General features: G+C 71.8%; 12 protein-coding genes. 5 read left to right on the forward strand and 7 right to left on the reverse strand.

The window, feature by feature from the left end:
- Positions 1–115: 115 nt before the first annotated feature.
- Positions 116–2704, reverse strand: a complete 2589-nt coding sequence (gene pepN, locus ABS735_RS04580; protein ID WP_373900102.1) for an aminopeptidase N — start codon at positions 2702–2704, stop codon at positions 116–118.
- A gap of 113 nt (positions 2705–2817) precedes the next feature.
- Between pepN (ABS735_RS04580) and ABS735_RS04585 the strand changes: the two genes are divergently transcribed.
- Positions 2818–3291, forward strand: a complete 474-nt coding sequence (locus ABS735_RS04585; RefSeq protein WP_373900104.1) for a DUF1203 domain-containing protein — start codon at positions 2818–2820, stop codon at positions 3289–3291.
- 10 nt (positions 3292–3301) lie between these two features.
- Here the strand turns inward: ABS735_RS04585 and ABS735_RS04590 are convergent, their stop codons facing one another.
- Positions 3302–4318 carry an aspartate-semialdehyde dehydrogenase gene (locus tag ABS735_RS04590; RefSeq protein ID WP_373900105.1) on the reverse strand — a complete coding sequence of 339 codons (1017 nt, stop codon included), beginning with the start codon at positions 4316–4318 and terminating at the stop codon, positions 3302–3304.
- 371 nt (positions 4319–4689) lie between these two features.
- Here ABS735_RS04590 and ABS735_RS04595 point away from each other — a divergent pair, with 371 nt between their 5' ends.
- Both ABS735_RS04595 and ABS735_RS04600 read left to right on the forward strand, forming a co-directional pair.
- A complete protein-coding gene (locus ABS735_RS04595; RefSeq protein ID WP_373900106.1) occupies positions 4690–5226 on the forward strand; it encodes an RNA polymerase sigma factor in 537 nt (178 codons plus the stop codon).
- 1 nt (position 5227) lies between these two features.
- Positions 5228–5971, forward strand: a complete 744-nt coding sequence (locus ABS735_RS04600; RefSeq protein WP_373900107.1) for a hypothetical protein — start codon at positions 5228–5230, stop codon at positions 5969–5971.
- An 80-nt stretch (positions 5972–6051) separates the two neighbouring features.
- Here the strand turns inward: ABS735_RS04600 and ABS735_RS04605 are convergent, their stop codons facing one another.
- From ABS735_RS04605 to pepN (ABS735_RS04615), 3 genes are all read right to left on the reverse strand, one after another.
- Complete coding sequence (locus ABS735_RS04605) at positions 6052–9348, reverse strand: S8 family serine peptidase (protein WP_373900108.1); 3297 nt, start codon at positions 9346–9348, stop codon at positions 6052–6054.
- A 367-nt stretch (positions 9349–9715) separates the two neighbouring features.
- Complete coding sequence (locus tag ABS735_RS04610) at positions 9716–10798, reverse strand: hypothetical protein (RefSeq protein ID WP_373900109.1); 1083 nt, start codon at positions 10796–10798, stop codon at positions 9716–9718.
- Between the two features lie 214 nt (positions 10799–11012).
- The gene (gene pepN, locus ABS735_RS04615; RefSeq protein ID WP_373900110.1) at positions 11013–13595 is read right to left on the reverse strand and encodes an aminopeptidase N; all 2583 of its coding nucleotides are present in this window, start codon (positions 13593–13595) and stop codon (positions 11013–11015) included.
- Positions 13596–13756: 161 nt separating this feature from the next.
- Between pepN (ABS735_RS04615) and ABS735_RS04620 the strand changes: the two genes are divergently transcribed.
- Complete coding sequence (locus ABS735_RS04620) at positions 13757–14395, forward strand: mycothiol-dependent nitroreductase Rv2466c family protein (RefSeq protein ID WP_373900111.1); 639 nt, start codon at positions 13757–13759, stop codon at positions 14393–14395.
- Positions 14396–14529: 134 nt separating this feature from the next.
- On the opposite strand, the gene ABS735_RS04625 is transcribed toward ABS735_RS04620, so the two are convergent.
- Together ABS735_RS04625 and ABS735_RS04630 are read right to left on the reverse strand one after the other, a co-directional pair.
- Positions 14530–15171 carry a superoxide dismutase gene (locus ABS735_RS04625; protein ID WP_373900112.1) on the reverse strand — a complete coding sequence of 214 codons (642 nt, stop codon included), beginning with the start codon at positions 15169–15171 and terminating at the stop codon, positions 14530–14532.
- Positions 15172–15322: 151 nt separating this feature from the next.
- On the reverse strand, positions 15323–16705 hold the full coding sequence (locus ABS735_RS04630) for an amino acid permease (RefSeq protein ID WP_373900113.1): 1383 nt from the start codon (positions 16703–16705) through the stop codon (positions 15323–15325).
- A 339-nt stretch (positions 16706–17044) separates the two neighbouring features.
- Between ABS735_RS04630 and ABS735_RS04635 the strand changes: the two genes are divergently transcribed.
- Positions 17045–17626 carry a biotin transporter BioY gene (locus tag ABS735_RS04635; protein ID WP_373900114.1) on the forward strand — a complete coding sequence of 194 codons (582 nt, stop codon included), beginning with the start codon at positions 17045–17047 and terminating at the stop codon, positions 17624–17626.
- Positions 17627–17628 lie beyond the last annotated feature (2 nt).

Raw genomic sequence — 17628 nt, forward strand, 5'->3', positions numbered from 1 at the left:
CACCGGGGGTCCGGTACGGGGCACACGCCAAGGTCGTTCGGACCCGTGCGGTACGCGGTACGCAGAGGGGGCGCCCAGTGCGACACCGGGCGCCCCCTCGACAACGTACGACCGCCTACTCGGCCGCCGCCGCCGCGTCCGCCGCCTGGGCCTTCAGCGCGCGCTCGACGCCCGAGCGGGACTCCGAGACCAGCCGGCGCAGGGCCGCGTTCGGCTCGGCGGAGGCCAGCCAGGCGTCCGTGCGGTCCAGGGTCTCCTGCGACACCTGCACCGCCGGGTACAGGCCGACCGCGATCTGCTGGGCCATCTCGTGCGAACGGGACTCCCAGACGCCCTTCAGCGCCTCGAAGTACCGCTCCGTGTACGCCGCCAGCAGCTCGCGCTGGTCGGTCTGCACGAAGCCGGCGATGACCGCCTCCTGCACGGCGTTCGGCAGCTTGTCGGACTCCACGACCGACTCCCAGGCCTCCGCCTTCGCCGCCTCCGTCGGGCGGGCCGCCCGCGCGGTGGCCGCGTGGCGCTCACCGGCGGCGGTCTTGTCCCGCTCGTACTCGGCCGCGATCTCCGACCCGCCGAACCGGCCCACGGCCGCGAGGCGCTGCACGAACGCCCAGCGCAGCTCGGTGTCGACGGCCAGGCCCTCGATCGTCTGCGTGCCGTCCAGCAGCGCGTCGAGCAGGTCCAGCTGCTCCGGCGTCCGCGCCGTCGCCGCGAAGGCCCGCGCCCACGCCAGCTGGTGGTCGCTGCCCGCCTCCGCGGCCCGCAGGTGGGCCAGCGTGGCCTCGGTCCAGCGGGTGAGCAGCGCCTCGCGGGCGGTCGGGGCGGCGTACTGGTCGATGGCCAGCTTCACCTGGCGGTGCAGCGACTGCACGACACCGATGTCGGACTCCTTGCCGATGCCGGACAGCACCAGCGAGAGGTAGTCGCGGGTCGCCAGCTCCGCGTCCCGGGTCATGTCCCACGCCGACGCCCAGCACAGGGCGCGCGGCAGCGACTCGGTGAAGTCGCCGAGGTGCTCGGTGACGACGGCCAGGGACTGCTCGTCCAGGCGGACCTTCGCGTACGACAGGTCGTCGTCGTTGAGCAGGAGCACCGCCGGGCGGGGCTTGCCGACCAGCTGCGGTACGTCCGTCAGCTCGCCGTCCACGTCCAGCTCGACCCGGTCGCCGCGCACCAGCTTGCCGTCGGCGTCGAGGTCGTAGGCGCCGATCGCGATGCGGTGCGGGCGCAGCGTCGGCTCCCCCTTCGCACCGGCGGGCAGGGCCGGGGCCTCCTGGCGGACGGCGAAGGACGTGATGACACCGTTCCCGTCCGTCTCGATCTCCGGGCGCAGCACGTTGATGCCGGCGGTCTCCAGCCACGCCTTCGACCAGGTCTTCAGGTCGCGCCCCGAGGTCTCCTCCAGCGCGCCCAGCAGGTCGGACAGGCGGGTGTTGCCGAACGCGTGCCGCTTGAAGTACGCCTGCACGCCCCGGAAGAACGCGTCCTCACCGACGTACGCGACGAGCTGCTTGAGCACGCTCGCGCCCTTGGCGTACGTGATGCCGTCGAAGTTGACGAGCACGTCGTCCAGGTCGCTGATGTCCGCCATGATCGGGTGCGTCGACGGCAGCTGGTCCTGCCGGTACGCCCAGGTCTTCATCTGGTTGGCGAACGTCGTCCACGAGTGCGGCCACTTCGACCCCGGCGCGTCGGCCTGGCAGGCGGCCTCGGCGTAGGTGGCGAACGACTCGTTCAGCCACAGGTCGTTCCACCACTCCATGGTGACCAGGTCGCCGAACCACATGTGCGCCAGCTCGTGCAGGATCGTCGCCGCCCGCACCTCGTACGCGGCGTCCGTCACCTTGGAACGGAACACGTACTGGTCGCGGATGGTCACCGCGCCCGCGTTCTCCATCGCGCCCGCGTTGAACTCGGGCACGAAGAGCTGGTCGTACTTCTTGAACGGGTACTGGTAGTCGAACTTCTCCTGGAACCAGTCGAAGCCCTGCCGGGTGACCTCGAAGATCGCGTCCGCGTCGAGGTGCTCGGCGAGCGAGGGGCGGCAGTAGATGCCGAGCGGGACGGACTGGCCGTCCTTCTCGTACACGCTGTGCACCGAGTGGTACGGGCCGACGATCAGCGCCGTGATGTACGACGAGATGCGCGGGGTCGGTTCGAACTCCCAGACGTTGTCCTTCGGCTCGGGCGTCGGCGAGTTGGAGATGACCGTCCAGCCCTCGGGCGCCTTCACGGTGAACTGGAACGTCGCCTTCAGGTCCGGCTGCTCGAAGCTCGCGAAGACCCGCCGCGCGTCCGGCACCTCGAACTGGGTGTACAGGTAGGCCTGGTCGTCCACCGGGTCGACGAACCGGTGCAGGCCCTCGCCGGTGTTGGTGTACGCGCAGTCGGCGGCCACCCGCAGGACGTTGCGCCCCGGCAGCAGCCCCGGCAGGGCGATGCGGGAGTCCTGGAACACCTCGTCGGGGTCGAGGGCGTCGCCGTTCAGCGTCACCTCGTGGACCGTCGGCGCGACCAGGTCGATGAAGGACTCGGCGCCACCCTCGCCGCCGGTCTCCGCGACGTCGAAGCGCACCGTGGTCACGGACCGGTAGGTGCCGCCCTCCTGCGCGCCGGTGAGGTCGAGATCGATCTCGTACGAGTCAACGGTCAGCAGCGTCGCCCGCTGCCGCGCCTCTTCGCGAGTCAGGTTTGTGCCAGGCACGCGGTCATCTCCTCGTTATGTGTGGGTTGCGCCATCCTTCCACGTGACCCACGCCCAACGCGATGTCCGTTTCCCGCCGGTGCCCGGGCCCCGCGCGCGCGAGCCTGGACCGCATGAACGGCTACACCGCACATCCCGTCCCCCCGGCCGCCCTCAAGGAACTGCGCGCCACCGACGACGCGGGCCGCGTCCCCGCCCCCGTGACCGACTACGAGGGCGGCGCTCCCCTGCGCTGCTGCCTGCGCCGCAGCCGCGCCGGTGAGCGGATCGCGCTCGTCTCCTACGCCCCGCTGCGCCGCTGGGCGGCGGAAACGGGCGCCGACCCCGGCGCCTACGACGAGCAGGGCCCCGTCTTCATCCACGCCGAGGAATGCGCGGGGCCGGACGGCGACGGACTCGCCTTCACCAACGCGCACCGCACCGTCCGCCGCTACTCCGCCCAGGGACGCATCCTGGGCGGACAGCTGGTCGAACCCGACGGTTTCGTGCCCGCCCTCCGGGAAGCGTTCGACGACCCGGCCGTGGCGTTCGTCCACGTCCGGGCCGTCGAGTACGGCTGCTTCCTCTACGAGGTCAGGCGGGGCTAGCCCCGGGTCGTCAGCCCTTCAGCTCCGCCGCCACCAGCTCCGCGATCTGCACCGCGTTCAGGGCCGCGCCCTTGCGCAGGTTGTCGTTGGAGACGAACAGGGCGAGGCCGTTGTCCACGGTCTCGTCCTGGCGGATGCGGCCCACGTAGGACGGGTCCTGGCCGGCCGCCTCCAGCGGGGTCGGCACCTCGGTGAGGGCGACACCGGGGGCGCCGGCCAGCAGCTCCTTGGCGCGCTCCACGCTGATCGGGCGGGCGAAACGGGCGTTGATCTGCAGGGAGTGGCCGCTGAAGACGGGCACCCGCACGCAGGTGCCGGACACCTTCAGCTCCGGGATCTCCAGGATCTTGCGGGACTCGTTGCGGAGCTTCTGCTCCTCGTCCGTCTCGTGCAGACCGTCGTCGACGATGGAACCGGCCAGCGGCAGCACGTTGTACGCGATCGGCGCCACGTACTTCTCCGGCTTCGGGAACTCGGCGGCCGAACCGTCGTGGGTCAGCTTGGGGGCGTCCGCGCCCACCTTCTGGACCTGCTCGAACAGCTCGTCCACGCCGGCCAGGCCGGAGCCGGAGACCGCCTGGTAGGTGGCGACGACGAGGGCCTCGAGGCCCGCCTCCGCGTGCAGCGGACGCAGCACCGGCATCGCGGCCATCGTGGTGCAGTTCGGGTTGGCGACGATGCCCTTGGGGCGGTCGGCGATCGCGTGCGGGTTCACCTCGGACACCACGAGCGGGACCTCGGGGTCGCGGCGCCAGGCGGAGGAGTTGTCGATCACGACGGGGCCCTGCGAGGCGACCTTTTCGGCCAGCGCCTTGGAGGTGGCGCCGCCCGCCGAGAAGAGCACGATGTCCAGGCCGGAGTAGTCGGCGGTGGCCGCGTCCTCCACCGTTACGCCGTCCAGCTCCTTGCCGGCGCTGCGCGCCGAGGCGAACAGGCGCAGCTCGGTGACCGGGAAGTTCCGCTCCGTGAGGATCCTGCGCATGACCGTGCCCACCTGACCGGTGGCTCCGACGATTCCGACCCTCACGGTGACTCCTTCTCCGTTCGTGCGCGTGTCTTCACGCGCGCTTTGCTCGGCCGAGACTTTTCCATCATGGGGCGAAGCCCGGCCCGCCTGTCCAATCCTTTGCGCGGTGTGCCCGCACACTGGGACGCGGCGACTCGGACAGTGGGTGTGGTCCTTGCGCACGAACCCCGGCTGAGCTGCAGAAATTCCGTCGCCCCGCCCCCGCGCCGCAAGCTGTGCTGTTCCGCCCCTGCCCATCCCTTCCCACCCCACACGACGATGTGACGTACGCCTCTGGCCGATGTGTGCGCCTCGCGCCGAAAAAAGACGACCGCACGGGCGAACGTTTCGGCCTCCTCGGGCGTCGTAAGGGAAACGTGGCCGGGGGAGGGGTGGCTTTGCTGCGCAGAAAGGCCCGCCGCGGCCAGGGGGACGACGTACGCGACGACCCCCTGGACGCGGCACAGGAACGCCGGGTGCGGGCGGTGCTCGCGCTGGGCGGCGTGCCGCAGGCGGACCTGCCGGACGGGGTGCAGCAGGTCCGCCTGCGGCTGCTGGAGCGGACGGCCAGTGGCCGCGAGGCGCCGCGCGACGTGTCCGCCTGGGCGGCGGTCGTCGCCTCCAACCTGGCCATGGACTGGCACCGGGCCAGACGCCGCCAGAACCGGCTCGGGGAACGCCTCGCCGCGCTGCGCCAGACGGAGCATCCCTCGGACGAGGACACCAGCGTCCTGTCCCTCGCCGTCGCCCAGGGCCTGGACGAGCTGCCGGACGCCCAGCGCCAGGTCCTCGTCCTGCGCTTCTACGCCGACCTGCCGGTGCGCGGCATCGCCGAGGAACTGGGCATCCCCGAGGGCACGGTCAAGAGCAGGCTGCACACGGCGGTACGGGCCCTGCGCGCCCGCCTGCACGAGGACGAGGTGGTGTGAGATGGCCGCCGAACAGCACCCCGGTGGGTACGACGCGCTGATGGCCGCGATCACCGGCGAGCCGCTGCCGCCGGACGCGGGGGCGGACGCCCACGGCGAGTACCGGTCGGCGACGGCCGACGTGGCGCTGCTGCGGGAACAGCTGACCCTGCTCGGTGACGCCCTGGGCGATGCCCTTCCCGAAGAGCACCCGACTCCGGCACCGGTCCAGGTCCCGGCAGCACGCCGTCGCCGTCCCTTCCGCCTCGCCCTGGGCGTCCTCGCGGCGGCCTGCGCGGGGGTCGTCGTCACGGGCCTGGGCTGGCTGGTCGTGCAGAGCGGCAGCGGTGCCTCCGAGGACGCGGCGAGCGGCAGCGCGGCCGACAGGTCCGCAGCCCGGTCGGAGAGCCCGTCCGCGGGCCAGGAGACCGCCGTGGTCTTCGGCACCCCCCGCTACCTGGCCTGCGCCCGTCTGGTCGCCGAGGGCACGGTGACCGCCACCGAACCGGTGCCGGGCACCGCACGGCACCGGATCACGCTCCGCGTGACGCACGCCTACGCACCCGAGGGGAGCACCGGGCCGACGACGACGTTCGTCCTGGACGACAGCCTCGCCCGCCTCGCCCCCGGCGACCGGGTCCTGGTCGGCCTCCTCCGGGACCGGCCCACCCCGGACACGGTGATCACCGGCGACCGGAACATCGGCACCGCCCGCGGCTGGATCACCGCCTCCCTCCCCGAGTCCCGCACCCTCACCTGCGACTGACCGCGCCGAAGCAGCCGCAGCACGCGGAAGGGGCGGGCGCCCGACACGGCGCGCCCGCCCCCTCCCCGTACCGCACCGGACTACGGCACGACCTTCCCGATCCGCACGCTGCCCAGGCCCGCGACCGTGCCGTGGGCGTTGACCAGCTGGACCCGGCCGAAGAACTCGCGGCCCTCGGGGGCGGCGGCCAGCGCCGTGACGCTGCCCGTCACCGTCGCCGAGTCGCCCGTGCCGAGCTTCACCGCCGCCGAGTCGTCCACGGTGACCGAGCCGAGGCCGGCGGCGAAGTACACGTCCCGGTAGTCGTACTCCGTGCTGCCCGACGGCACCGAGTAGCCCGCGACCTCGACGGTGTACGTACCGGCGGCCGGCTTCGGGATGGAGACCGACTCCTCCGAGTCGCCGTCGGCGGACTGGGCGACGACGGCGCCGTCCTCTCCGTAGACCGTCAGGTCCAGGTCGGAGGCGGCGTCGGAGACGCCCCCGATGGCGACGTCCAGCGACTCGGCGCCCTCGGGCACCTCGACCGTGGAGGTGGCCGTCTCGCCCTGCGCGATGGTCGGGCGGGACGTCTCGGAGGAACCGAGCGGGCCGCCGACCAGCTTGCCCTCCAGAGCGGCGTACTTGTTGGTCACCGTCCAGGAGGCGTCGGCAGGGGTGCCGGCCTCGGCCTCGGGCACGGTGACGACCTCCGGGTCGAAGGCCGCGCCGAGCACGGTGACGTCCAGCGTGTAGGGGTTGTCGAGCAGCGGCGAGGTGCGCCGGGCCTCGACCTCGACCTCCCAGACACCGGGCTGCGGGTCCGCGTACGCACGCACGTCGGGGCGGCAGCCGTTGCCGTCGAGGTAGTTGTTGTAGCAGTACGGCGTGGAGGTGTTGTCGACCGGGACGCCGTAGGGGTGGATGGAGATGAACCGGGTCTGGCTCTCGCCCTTCAGCTCGCCGATCGCCACCTCCAGCGCCTTCGCGCCCTCGGGGACGGTCACGAAGTACGACTTGGTGGCGTTGCGCTGCACGGAACTCTTCGCGGAGTAGGCGTACTTCAGCGGGGCGGAGACCACGACCGTGGCCAGGACCTGCTGGTCGACGCCCTCGGTGCGCGGGTCGTCGACCTCCAGGATCGCGCTCTTGAGACCCGCCGAGCCGGGCCGCGCCTCGACCTTGACGGTCACCGGCTCGTTCAGCGGCAGCTTCACCTCGTCCCGGCCGACGATCCGGAAGGTGTGACCGGCGTTGTTCTCGAAGTGCAGCTCGTGCCGGATCGCCTGGTCGGCGCCGGAGGTACGCGTGAGCGTGATCTCGTACGTCTTCTTCTGCCCGGCCTTCAGGCCGCCCTCGCGGTCGTAGAGGCCGGTGCCGTAGCCCGGCGTCTTCAGGAACTGGTCGATCGCGGTGTCTACCGGCGCCTTGACCGTGTACTCGTGGGCGGTGGCGCCGCGCCGGATCGACTTCCAGGCGTCGGGGATATTGATCAGGCCCGCGCCCTCCTCGTACGCCTGCACGCCCTCGATGTGGTCGGCGGTGGAGGTCAGCGCCGTGCGCAGCTTGGCCGGGGTGAGGTCGATGCGGGCCTGCTTCGCCGCCGACAGCAGCAGCGCGGAGGCGCCGGCGGCCTGCGGGGAGGCCATCGAGGTGCCCTGGAGCATGCCGTAGCCGGCGGGCAGGTCGTAGCCCGCCTCGGGGACCGGGGCGCCGGGCATCCACGTCTGGATGGAGTTGATCGCGGCGCCGGGCGCCGTCAGCGTCGGCGTGAAGCCGCCGTCCTCACGCGGGCCGCGTGAGGAGAACGGCATCATCTGGTACTTGGTCTTCACCGCGGAGCCGTAGTTGGCGGCCCAGGTCTCGCGGGAGATGGACGCGCCGACCGAGATCACCTTGTCGGCGAGACCGGGGTCGCCGATGGTGTTGGCACCGGGGCCCGAGTTGCCCGCGGAGATGACGAGCTGGACGCCGTAGGTGTCGATGAGGCGGGTGTACAACTCGGCGCGGGCGTTGTTGCCGTCGTTGAGGGCGGGCAGGCCGCCGATCGACATGTTGACGATGTCGACGCCGCGGTTGACGACGAGGTCGATCATGCCCTCGGTGAGCGCGACGTTGGTGCAGCCGCCGCTCCAGGTGCACGCGCGGGACGACACGAGCTTCGCGCCGGGCGCGGCGCCGTCCATGCGGCCGCCGAACAGGCCGTTGGCGGCGGTCAGTCCGGCCACGTGGGTGCCGTGCTCGGACTCGATGACGCCGATGTTGACGAAGTCGGCCTTGGCGCCGGCGGAGTTGTAGACGACGTCCTTGCGGATCTCGACGACGAAGGGCTGGCGCTCGGCCACGTCCGTCTTCGGGTCGTCGGTGCCGAAGTACCCGACCTGGAAGCCGTCCTTGTAGGGCTTCATCGGCTTGTCGTCGGAGAAGTCGTGGTTGTTGTTCAGGTCGACGCGGACCGTGCCGGCCTTCGCGTCGTACAGGACGCCCCAGGAGTCGGTGGTGTCGCCGTCCCGGTTGGCGTCGCCCGCGGCGTCACCGCCGGTGGTGTACGACTCCAGGAAGGTGCTCACCTGGTACGAGCCCGCGGGCGCAGTCCACGTCTGCCCGCCGTAGGTGAAGGCGGGCCCGGAGACCGAGGTGGTCATCGGGCGCCAGGTGCGGTCGCCGTCGACGACCGGGTCGGTGGCGGTGACCCAGTCGACGATCTTGCGCTCGCCCGTGGTGGTCTTCTGCAGCGCCGGGTGGCCGAGGTCGACGCCCGAGTCGAGGATGCCGATGGTGACGCCGCGGCCGTCCGACTTCGGGTACTTCTTCACGAAGTCGACGGCGCCCGTCTCGAAGGACGGGTTGTACGGGTTCTCGGCCGGCGTCCAGCGGTTCGGCGCCGGGTAGGAACGGCCCTTGTGCGAGGCCCCCTTCGCCATGTCCCCGCTCGGCGTCGGGTCGTCCAGCGGGATCTCGTCGCGCAGGTCGATGCCGTGCACGGAGGAGAGCTTCGCGGCGGCCGCGATGGCCGAGTCCGCCTTGGCGGTGGGGACGGTGGCGCGGACGTAGCCCAGCTCGTCGTAGGTGCGGCCGACGGTGCCGCCGGCGACCGCGTCCAGCTCCTTCGCCACCTGCTCGGTCCGGCCCGGCGCGGTGGCGACCATCATCGTGACGTTCTTCTCGCCGTCGGCCTTCGCCTCGGCGAGCAGGTCCGCGTCGTCGGAACCGAGCTTGTCATGGGCGGACTTGACCGAGGCGTCGACCGGGGGCGCGGTCGTCGCCGGGCCGTCGGCGGCGAGGGCCACGGGCACGGGCCCGACCGCGGCGAGCGCGGCGACGAGGCCCGTGGTGACGGCCATGCGGGCCGCGCGTCTCGCGCCCGGTATCGGTTCGCGCTGGGGGCTGTTGGTCATCGGCATCCCTTGGGGGTGAAGGAACGAGCGACACGACCGAGGCCGACCGGCCCTGGCCGAGGCAGTCCGGAATCCGATCCCGGACGACCGCTCAGCTTTACTCAAGGGATCACTGATTGGGGAGAGCTGTCCGGGACGGGATGAAGCCATGGCGTACTTCCGCCATACGCCATCGGGGACACAAGGGGCGGTCCATGACAATCCTGTTTCCCGCCCCCGGCCTTCCGTCCCCGGCCTCCCGTCCCCGGCCTCCCGTCCCCGGCCTCCCCTCCCTGGCCTTCCGTCCCCGGCCTTTCCGTCCCAGGCCTCCCGTGCCCGGCCTCCCCTCCCTGGCCTCCCGTCTCCCGACGGCCCGCCCCGGTGCCGACTACCGGGGCAGCACCACGACGTACGCGGCGGGCTCCCGGTCCCCGGCCGCCATCAACGCCGTGCGCACGACGGCCGCCTGGTGCTCCGGGCAGTCCCGCAGCTTGCGCGGGGTGAGGTGCACGACCGTGATGCCGAGCCGTTCCAGGTGCTCGCGCTTGCGGGCGTGCTCCGCCCAGGCGGCGTCGTCCTCCTGCTTCCGGTGCGCCCGGGTGTCCAGCTCCAGCGCCACCGCCTGCTCGGGCCAGAAGGCGTCCACGCCGCCCAGGTGGGGGCCGCCGGGCAGGCGAAGGTCGACGTTCCAGACCGGCTCCGGCAGGGCGTGCTCGCGCACCATCCGGTACAGGCGCTGCTCGGCCAGCGCCCGCCCCTCGGCGACCAGCGAGTCCACGGCGTCCACCACGTGCGGGCGGCTGAGCAGCCGGGCCCGGTTCAGCTCCCGTACCACCGCGGCCGGTTCGCAGTGCCCGCCGCGCACCGCCTCCGTCAGCAGCCGGCGGACGGTGCCCGGATCGGTCAGCTCCGCCACCGCGTCCGCCAGGGCCCGCGCCACCGGCGCCACCGGAACCCCGGTCAGCTCCACGGCGGTCGGCAGCGCGGCCGTGCGGACGATGCGCGCGCAGCCCGTCGTACGCAGCCGGCGCAGCCGCGGCACCAGGACATCGATGAGGTCCAGGGACGACAGCGGGGGCGCGGCGGAGAACCCGTGCAGCGTCAGCGCGGCCAGGCCCGTGATCACCGCCTCGGCGTAGGCGGGAACGGGCGGGTGCTCTCCGCCCGGCTGGACCGGCACGGAGGCGGTCACGCCGGCCGCCGCACCGGACGCCGTGCCCGGGCCGCGGTCCCGCGCCGCGTAGAGGAGTACCGCGTGCAGGCGCTCCTCGCTGGTCGGCGGGCCCGGGTGCAGCAGGACGACGTTCGGCAGGAGTTGCTGCCAGGGTCCGCCGGGCCGGCACTGCTCGTTGGTCTCCGCGGCCAGGACGCCGTGTGCCCGCAGCTGGGCGGCCGTCATCAGCCGGCGCCGGCCGGCGGCCAGTTCGTGGAGCGGGCGGGGGCGGGGGGAGAGCGGGGTGTTGTGCGTCATGACCGGCAATTTCCCGCGCCGGATCCGCCCCTTAACCGCTGTTACACGCCCATCGCCGAACCGGGACAAGCCCGTTCTAAAGGACGGGTGTTCGGATGCCGAAACCCCTGGTCCGAACGGGTGGGACCAGGGGTTACGGCCGACAGCGCACGCATCGTGTAACGATGACGGAACGCCTAATCGTTGGCCAGAGATCGGGTGTTCCCGGCGGGAGTCACCGAGCGGCCGCCGCCGCGTCACAGGCCTGCGCCCGCAGCGCCCGCGCCAGGTCGTCCCGCGCCTCCAGCACCAGCCGGCGCAGCGCCGGGGCCGCGTCCTCGTGCGCGGACAGCCACGCGTCGGTCGCGTCCAGCGTGTCCTGGGAGTCCCGCAGCGACGGGAACAGGCCCCGGACCACGTCCATCCCGATCTGGATGGACCGCTCGGCCCACACCCGCTCGATCGCCGCGAAGTACTTCTCGGTGTACGGCGCGAGCAGGTCCCGCTGCGAGGGCTGCGCGAAGCCGGCGATGGTCGCCTCCACCAGGGCGTTCGACAGGGCGTCGGACTCCACCACCTGCGCCCAGGCCTGCGCCTTCACCGCCTCCGACGGCCGCGAGGCCAGGCAGCGCACCTGGTGCCGCTTGCCGGAGGCCGTGTCGTCGCGGGCCAGCTCGGCGGCCAGGACGCCCTCGTCGGCGGCGCCGTGGGCCGCGAGCGGCGCGAGGAAGGTCCAGCGCAGCTCCTGGTCCACATCGAGCCCGTCGATCTTCTCGGAGCCCTCCAGCAGACCCCGGAGCAACAGCAGGTCCGCCTCCTCGGACGCCACCGACGCGAAGAACCGCGCCCACGCCAGCTGCTGCTCGCTGCCCGGCGCCGCCCGACGCAGCTCGCGCAGCGCACCCTCGCCGAGCAGCCGGCCGCCGGTCTCCCGCCAGTCCGGGGCGGCGTAGTGCACCAGCGCCGAGTCGGTCCAGGCGTGCAGCATCTGCAGGACGCCGATGTCCGACTCGCGCCCCGCGAACCGCAGCACCAGCCCCGCGAAGTCCCGGGCCGGCAGCAGCGCGTCCCGCGTCATGTTCCACAGCGCCGACCAGCACAGGGCACGGGCCAGCGGATCGGTCACGGCGCCCAGGTGCTCGCGCAGCGTCGCCAGCGAGGTGTCGTCGAAGCGCGTCTTGCAGTACGTGAGGTCGTCGTCGTTGACCAGGACCAGCTCGGGCGCCTCGGCACCGGCCAGCTCCGCCACCACCGTGCGCGGCCCCTCGACGTCCACCTCGGCGCGCGCGTACCGCTCGAGGGCACCCTCGGCCGTACGCCGGTACAGGCCCACCGCCACCCGGTGCGGGCGCAGTTCGGGGTGCGATTCCGGGGCCTCCTGCACCACGGCCAGCTCGTCGACCGTGCCCGCCGCGCTCAACAGCACCTGCGGGGTCAGCGAGTTGACGCCGGCCGTCTGGAGCCAGGACCGGGCCCAGGCCGCCATGTCCCGTCCGCTGGTCTCCTCGAGGACCGACAGCAGGTCGCCGAGGCGCGTGTTGCCGTACGCGTGCCGCTTGAAGTAGCGCCGCGCGCCCTCCAGGAACGCGTCCTGCCCGACGTACGCCACCAGCTGCTTGAGTGCGGAGGCGCCCTTGGCGTAGGTGATGCCGTCGAAGTTGAGCTTGGCGTCCTCCAGGTCACGGATGTCGGCCGTGATCGGGTGCGTGGAGGGGAGCTGGTCGGCGCGGTACGCCCACGCCTTGCGGCGGTTGGCGAAGGTGATCCAGGCGTCCTTGAACCGGGTCGCGCCGACGTTCGCGAACGCGCCCATGAAGTCGGCGAAGGACTCCTTCAGCCACAGGTCGTCCCACCACTCCATGGTGACCAGGTCGCCGAACCACATGTGCGCCATCTCGTGCAGGATCGTGTTGGCGCGGCCCTCGTACGACGCCCGCGTCACCTTCCCGCGGAAGATGTACTCCTCCCGGAAGGTCACCATCCCCGGGTTCTCCATCGCGCCGAGGTTGTACTCGGGCACGAACGCCTGGTCGTACTTCCCGAAGGGGTACGGGTAGTCGAAGTGGTCGTGGAAGAAGTCGAAGCCCTGCTTGGTGATCAGGAAGACGTCGTCGGCGTCGAAGTGCGGCGCCAGGCCCTTGCGGCACAGGGCGCCGAGCGGGATCTCCAGCCGGGTGCCGTCCTCGAACACGCGCTCGTAGGAGTCCGTCACGTAGTGGTACGGACCCGCCACGACACAGGTGATGTACGTCGAGATCGGCTTCGTCTCCGCGAACCGCCAGACCCCGTCGACGCGCTCACCCGCGCCGTTGCTCCACACCGTCCACTCCTCGGGCGCGCGCACCTCGAAGCGGAAGGGCGCCTTGAGGTCCGGCTGCTCGAAGTTCGCGAACACCCGGCGGGAGTCGGCCGGCTCGTACTGGGTGTACAGGTACACCTCGCCGTCCTCGGGGTCGACGAAGCGGTGCAGTCCCTCGCCGGTGCGGGAGTACGCGCACTGGGCGTCGACCACCAGCTCGTTGTCGGCGGCCAGGTCCTCCAGGACGATCCGGGAGCCGTCGAAGACCTCGCTCGGGTCGAGGTCGCGGCCGTTCAGCGAGACGGCGGTGACGCTCGGCGCGATCAGGTCGGCGAAGCTGCTCGCGCCGGGCTCGTTGCAGCGGAAGCGGATCGTGGTGACGGACCGGAACGTGCGCGGACCCCCGTCCTGCGCGTCACCGACGGCCGAGCGCACGTCGAGGGACACCTCGTACCCGTCGACGGACAGCAGTGCGGCCCGCTCCCGGGCCTCGTCGCGGGACAGATTCTCACCGGGCACGGGCGGCACTCCTCGGATCGTGTTCGGTACACGCGTGGTGTTCAGTATGCGGACAGCACCGATCCTGCCATGCGCCCCTGACACGCGGCAGCCGGGAATGGGCGGGCCGACCGGGCGGTTGCCCCGACGAACGCCTACTCGCGCGCCTCAAGAGGAGAGACATGTCCGAGAAGACGCCTGTCGACTTCTGGTTCGATCCCCTGTGCCCCTGGGCCTGGATGACCTCCCGCTGGGTCCTGGAGGTGGAGAAGGTCAGGGACATCGAGGTCCGCTGGCACGTGATGAGCCTCGCCGTTCTCAACGAGGACAAGCTCGACGAGCTGCCCGCGGAGTACCGCGAGATGCTCGAGGTCAAGGCATGGGGACCGGTCCGCGTCGTCATCGCGGCCCAGCAGGAGCACGGCGCCGAGGTGCTCGGCGACCTCTACACGGCGCTGGGCACCCGCATCCACAACCAGGACGAGGGCCCGGGCAGGGAGACGATCGCCGCCGCCCTGAAGGACGTCGGCCTGCCCGAGTCCCTCATGGACCACTGGGACGACACCCCCTACGAGCCCCAGCTGCGCGCCTCCCACAAGGAGGGCATCGACAAGGTCGGCCAGGAGGTCGGCACCCCGGTCATCGCCGTGCCCGGCGCCGACGGCGGACAGCTCGCCTTCTTCGGCCCGGTCGTCACCCCCGCCCCCAAGGGCGAGGACGCCGCCAAGCTCTGGGACGGCACCCTCGCCGTGGCCTCCGTGCCGGGCTTCTACGAGATCAAGCGGACCCGCACCAAAGGCCCGGACTTCAGCAACCTGTAGGCGACCGGCACCTTCGCCGCCCGCACGCACAGGAAGCCCCCGCGAGTCACGTCCTCGCGGGGGCTTCCCTCATTCCGCCTGCCCGGTGAAGGCTGAGAAGACGATCACGAGGCAGGACGATCGGGGGCCGACTCTCACGGCGCCAGCAGCAGCGTGTCGGTGCGGGACTTGGCGGCCTCGTAGCGCCTGGCCACGTCCTGCCAGTCGACGACGGCCCACATGGCGTCGATGAAGTCGACCTTCTGGTTCTTGTACTGCAGGTAGAAGGCGTGCTCCCAGGCGTCGAAGACCAGGATCGGGGTGGAGCCCTGACCGACGTTGCCCTGGTGGTCGTAGACCTGCTCGACGATCAGCCGGCCGCTCAGCGGCTCGTACGCCAGGACGCCCCAGCCCGAGCCCTGGGTGGTCGCGGCGGCCTTGGTGAGCTGCGCCCTGAAACCGGCGAAGGAGCCGAAGGACTCGGCGATCGCGTCGGCCAGCTCGCCCACGCCGTCCTTGTCCAGGGGCTCGCCGCCGCCGTCACCGGTCATGTTGTGCCAGTAGATCGAGTGCAGGATGTGGCCGGAGAGGTGGAACGCCAGGTTCTTCTCCAGGCCGTTGATCGAACCCCACGTCTCCTTGTCCCGCGCCTCGGCGAGCTGCTCCAGCGTGTCGTTGGCGCCCTTGACGTACGCCGCGTGGTGCTTGTCGTGGTGCAGCTCGATGATCTCGGGGCTGATCACGGGAGCCAGCGCGGAGTAGTCGTACGGCAGTTCAGGAAGCGTGTAGACGGACATGGCGGATCCCCTCCGACCTCTTATTGCAAAAGGCTTGCAAGTGCACGCTAACAGCAAGAGACCGGGAAGGCGCGGAGGGGCGCGCCGCGACACACGAAAGGGCCTCCGCACGCAACCGTGCGGAGGCCCTCGGGAGAATCGGGCGTCCCGGCTAGCCGAGGCGGGCCTGCCGCCGCTGCCGGGCGTAACCGACGGCCGCCAGGACCAGCGTCATCCCGCCCGTCGAGTACAGCTGCACCCGCGTGTCCGGCTCGCGGGCCATCAGGACGAACACCGCCGCCATGCCCGCCAGCGCCACCCAGGTCAGCCACGGGAAGCCCCACATGCGCACGACCAGCTTCTCGGGCGCCTCCCGCTCCAGACGGCGGCGCAGCCGCAGCTGCGAGGCGGCGATGAAGATCCAGACGACCAGGATGACCGCGCCGATCATGTTCAGCAGCCAGGAGAAGACGTCGTCCGGCCGCCAGTAGCTGAGCAGTACGCAGCCGAAGCCGAAGAGGGAGGAGACCAGCACCGCGATCCGCGGCACCCCGCCCGACACCCGGCCCAGCACCTTCGGCCCCTGGCCGCGCTCGACCAGCGAGTAGCCGATGCGTGAGGCCCCGTAGATGTTGGCGTTCATCGCGCTCAGCAGCGCGACCAGGACCACGATGTTCATGAGCTGACCCGCGCCCGGGATGCCCAGCTCGTCGAGGGCGGCGACGTACGGGCCCTTCTCGACGACCTCGGGGGAGTCCCACGGGACCAGGGTCACGATGACCGCCATCGACCCGATGTAGAACAGCGCGATGCGCCACATCGCCGTCCGTACGGCGCTCGCCACACCCTTGACCGGGTTCTCCGACTCGGCGGCCGCGATGGTCACCGTCTCCAGGCCGCCGTAGGCGAACACCGAGGCGAGCAGTCCGATGATCAGGCCGTTGCCGCCGTTCGGCAGGAAGTCGCCCAGGTGGGAGGTGCCGGGCGAGTCGGTGCCCGGCAGGACTCCGCAGATCGCCAGCACGCCCAGCACCAGGAACAGCGAGATCGCGCCGACCTTGAGGGCGGCGAACCAGAACTCGAACTCGCCGAAGTTCTTCACGGCGGCCAGGTTCGTCCCGCAGAACACCACCATGAACAGCGCCACCCACGCCCACTCGGGCGTACCGGGCAGCCAGCCGTGCACGATCTGCGCCGCGCCGATGCCCTCCAGGCCGACGGCCGTGCACAGCAGCACCCAGAACGCCCAGCCCGCGGTGAAACCGGCCCACGGGCCGATCGCCCGCTCGGCGTGCGCGGAGAAGGAGCCCGAGGAGGGATACGCGGCGGACATCTCGCCGAGCATCCGCATCACCAGCATCACGAGGAGACCGGAGCAGGTGTAGGCCACGACGATCGAGGGCCCGGCGGCGGCGATGCCGGCCCCGGAGCCGACGAACAGTCCGGCGCCGATCACGCCGCCGAGGGCGATCATCGACAGGTGGCGCTGCTTGAGACCGTGGGAGAGGGAGGCGTCCGTCGGCTGCTGGGGCGCCTTGGTGGTGCTGTTGGACATCGAGCGGCTCGTCCAATGCGTGGGGGGCGAGTGGGGCTGGGGCAGGGCAAAAGCGCCCACAGTCTCCGGTCTCACGCCGCCCGGCGACAGCGGCCGCCCACGATACGGACGGGCCGGACACGCACAGTGATCGCATGGGTACGGCGTTCGCTCGCCGGTGACGCCCGCCTCATCGCCGCGGTGACCGGTGTCACCCGTATTCACGTGTATCCCACGCCCTTTGTCGGGAGCCCACCAAGCCGACGAGCGGGCCTTTGTCGAGCGCTGCTGGTGATCGGCTCCAGGGGACTGGGATAGCGTCGCGGTGTCCCGACATGTCCACACCACCGCGGAGTCCCCATGAGCACCGCTGCCGTCCCCGCCCGATCCGGGCAGGTCCTCGCCGACCTCATCCCCTCCTCCCGAGTACGGGACGTCGCGCTCGTGGCGGGCGGCGCCGCGCTCACCGGCATCGCGGCCCAGATCGCCGTGCCCGTGCCCGGCTCCCCGGTCCCGGTGACCGGCCAGACCTTCGCGGCGCTGCTCGTCGGCACCTCGCTCGGCGCCCGCCGCGGCCTCCTCTCGCTCGCGCTGTACGCCCTGGTCGGCATGGCGGGCGTGCCGTGGTTCGCGGAGGGCGGCTCCGGCACCGCGGCCCCGTCCCTCGGCTACGTCTTCGGCATGCTGATCGCCGCCACGGTCGTGGGCGCCCTGGCCCGCCGCGGCGCCGACCGTTCGGTGCTGCGCACGGCCGGCACGATGCTGCTCGGCGAGGCGGTCATCTACGCCGTCGGCGTGCCGTACCTGGCCCTCGCCGCCGACATGTCCCTCACCGCCGCGATCGCGGCCGGCCTCACCCCGTTCCTGGTCGGCGACGCGCTGAAGGCCGTACTGGCGATGGGTGTCCTGCCCGCCGCGTGGAAGCTCGCCGACAAGCGGTAACA

This window comes from Streptomyces sp. MMCC 100, from assembly GCF_041538145.2.
Classification (GTDB): Bacteria; Actinomycetota; Actinomycetes; order Streptomycetales; family Streptomycetaceae; genus Streptomyces.